At 70.0% G+C, this 3207-nt stretch carries 3 protein-coding genes; all 3 read right to left on the reverse strand.

Translation table 11 applies throughout. From position 1 onward, the window contains the following. A partial coding sequence (gene ftsZ, locus ROTAS13_RS21690; protein ID WP_075823384.1) for a cell division protein FtsZ occupies nucleotides 1-1045 on the reverse strand: 1045 nt, incomplete at its 3' end. A gap of 75 nt (nucleotides 1046-1120) precedes the next feature. Further along, nucleotides 1121-2416, reverse strand: a complete 1296-nt coding sequence (ftsA, locus tag ROTAS13_RS21695; protein ID WP_019459418.1) for a cell division protein FtsA — start codon at nucleotides 2414-2416, stop codon at nucleotides 1121-1123. Continuing rightward, on the reverse strand, nucleotides 2413-3156 hold the full coding sequence (locus tag ROTAS13_RS21700; protein WP_253187739.1) for a cell division protein FtsQ/DivIB: 744 nt from the start codon (nucleotides 3154-3156) through the stop codon (nucleotides 2413-2415). The genes ftsA and ROTAS13_RS21700 overlap by 4 nt, the downstream gene beginning before the upstream one ends. Nucleotides 3157-3207: the final 51 nt, after the last annotated feature.

Below are 3207 nucleotides of genomic sequence, written 5' to 3' on the forward strand. Positions count from 1 at the left end.
CGCCGCCCACCGCATGCACCGCACCGCCGCCGATGGCGACCAGCTTCGGCGCCTCGGCCAGGGCTTCCTCGACCTCGGCATCGATGCCCGTCGCCACCACGGAAACACGCAGGCGGCCGTTCATCTCCTCGTCCACCGAGGAGCCGAAGATGATGTTGGCTTCCTCGTCCACTTCCTTGCGGATGCGGTTCGCGGCCTCGTCCACCTCGAACAGGGTCATGTCCCAGCCGCCGGTGATGTTGATCAGCACGCCGCGGGCGCCGCGCATGGAGGTGTCCTCCAGCAGCGGGTTGCTGATCGCGGCTTCGGCCGCCTTCACCGCCCGGTCGTCGCCCTCGGCCTCGCCGGTGCCCATCATGGCCTTGCCCATCTCCGCCATCACGGTGCGGATATCGGCGAAGTCCAGGTTCACCAGGCCGGGGTTGACCATGAGGTCGGTCACGCCGCGCACGCCCATGTAGAGGACGTCGTCGGCCATCTTGAAGGCTTCGGCGAAGGTGGTGCGCTCGTTCGCCTTCCTGAACAGGTTCTGGTTCGGGATGACGATCAGCGTGTCGACATACTGCTGCAGCTCGTCGAGGCCCATATCCGCGGCGCGCTTGCGCTTGGGCCCCTCGAAGTCGAAGGGCTTGGTCACCACGCCGACGGTCAGCACGCCGCGCTCACGCGCCATGCGTGCGATCACCGGTGCCGCGCCCGTGCCGGTGCCACCGCCCATACCGGCGGTGATGAAGACCATGTGCACGCCTTCGAGGTGGCGCGCGAGATCCTCGGTTGCTTCCTCCGCCGCGGCACGGCCGATCTCGGGCTTGGCGCCTGCGCCCAGGCCCTGTGTCAGGTGCGGACCCAGCTGCACGCGCCGCTCCGCACGGCTGTTCAGCAGCGCCTGCGCGTCGGTGTTGGTCACCAGGAACTCGACCCCATCGAGTCCCATGGCGATCATGTTGTTGACGGCATTGCAGCCCGCACCGCCGACGCCGACCACGGTGATCCGCGGCGAGAAATCGGTGTGTTGCTGACGAGGCATCGTCAGGTTGAGAGTCATCGGCGTAGCCCCCCTTGGCAACGCATGAATCCGGACGTGAATCCGGAAAAGAACTGTCCCCGCCGGCAGTTTGCCTCAGACACGATCCCTTAGCCAGTTCACGAAGCGCGCAAATTTGCTGCGTGGCACGATTCCGCCCATGTCGAGGTCGAGCGTCGGGCGGCCTTCGCCCGCACCCCATGAGAGAAGCCCGAGCGTTGTCGCGAAATCGGGAGTTTGCATATTTTCTGGCAGCCCGCGCACCGGATGCGGCTTCGCGAGACGCACCTGCCGGTCGAGGATTCGCGCCGCGAGCTCGCGCACGCCGACGATCTGGCTGGCGCCGCCGGTGAGCACGACGCGCGAGCCGGTCTCCGGCCCGAGGCCCGCCGCCTCGATGCGGTCGCGCACCAGCTCCAGTGTCTCCTCCAGGCGCGGGCGCACGATGTTCATCACCATGGCACGCGGCACGCGGGCGATGTGGTCGTCGTCCTCGCCCACCTGCGGGATGACCAGCATCTCCTTCTCGTCCTCGGCGGTGGCGGTGACGCCGCCATACAGGGTCTTGATGCGTTCCGCCTGAGCGATCGGCGTGGCGAGGCCGCGCGCCAGGTCGTTGGTCACCTGCCAGCCGCCGACCGGGACTTGCGCGGTGTAGAGCAGGTGGTGATCCTGGATCACCGAGAGGCTGGTGCAGCCGCCCCCCATGTCCACCACCGTGGCGCCGAGTTCCTTCTCGTCCTCCACCAGCACGGCCAGCGCGGCGGCGAAGGGGGCGGAAACCAGCTCCTCGATCTCCAGGTCCAGCGCGGCGAGGGTGGCGCCGAGGTTGCGCAGCGAGGCGGATGAGGCGCTGACGAGATGCAGCTTCGCACCCAGCACGTCGCAGGTCATCTTGCGTGGATCGTCCACGCCGGGCGTCGCGTCGATGGTGAAGCCGAGCGGGATGGCGTGCACGCTCTCGCGCCCTTCCTCCGCGGCGCGGCGGCGGCCGTCATAGAGCAGGGCGCGCAGGTCGGCCTCGGTGACGGCGCGGCCGCCGATCGTCCAGTGCAGGTTCTGCACCCGGCTTTCCGGCTGGCCGCAGGACAGGTTGCAGATGACGCCCGAGAGCTTGTGGTCGGCCATCTCCTCCGCCGCCGCCACCGCGTCGCGCACCGCACGCTCGGCCTCGGCGAGATCGACGACGTTGCCGCCCTTCATGCCGCCGGCGCGCTTCCAGCCATGGCCCAGCACGCGCGGCAGGCCGTCGGCATCGACGCGCGCGATCATGCAGGCGGTCTTGGTGCTGCCGATGTCGAGCACGCCATAGATGCCCGAGCGCGCGCGTGGCCGGCGGCGCGGCCGGGCGACGGGTTCGAGCTGGGGCGGGATGCGCGTCAGTTCGTTCACCCTTTGCCGCTCCCGCGCCTGGCCTCGGCGGGCGGGGCCGGGGCGTTCGCTTGGCGCACCACCAGCCGGTCGGGCAGGCGCATATCCACCGAGACGAGCGGGCGGTCGAGCAGGGCGTTGCGCTTCTGCAGTTCCGCGAGGCGGCGGATCGCGGCCTTTTCCTCGCCCTCCGGCAGCAACACGTCCATGCCGTTGGAAAGATGCAGGTTCCAGCGCCGCTCGCCGACGCGCACCAGCGCCTGGGTGCGGGCCAGCACGTCGGGGGCCTCGCGAAGCTGGTCATAGAGGGCGGCGGCGTATTTCTCCGCGCCGGCGCCGACGATCAGCGGCAGCGGGCCGAAGGCGTCCAGCCGGTCCGTCGCCACCACCTTGCCGGAACGGTCCACCACCGAGAAGCGGCCCTGGTTCTGCCAGATGGCGAAGGGGCGGCGCTCGCTCACGCGCACCACCACCGTGCCGGGCAGGCGGCGCTCCACCTCGGCCTGTGCGATCCAGGGCAGGGCCTCCAGCGCCTGGCGCGCGGCATCGGGGGAAAAGGCGAGCGTCGGGTCGCCGGTCTTCACCCCGAGCGCGGCGCGGATGCGCGGCTCGGGCATGTTCTCCGCGCCCTCGATCCGGATCTCGGTAATCTTCAGCCCCGCGTCGCGCGCGGCGGAGGTGAAGCCGCTGCCGAACTGCAGCAGCCCGCCGGCGGGCGCGAAGGCGGAGACGCCCATCACCACCACGCCGAGCAGCGCCACGGCGATGCCGGCGTGGCTGTCTCTTGATCACATCTACGCACAGCTCCACCG

Origin of the sequence: Roseomonas sp. TAS13, assembly GCF_001950415.1 — a bacterium.
In the GTDB taxonomy this organism is placed as follows: domain Bacteria; phylum Pseudomonadota; class Alphaproteobacteria; order Acetobacterales; family Acetobacteraceae; genus Roseomonas; species Roseomonas mucosa.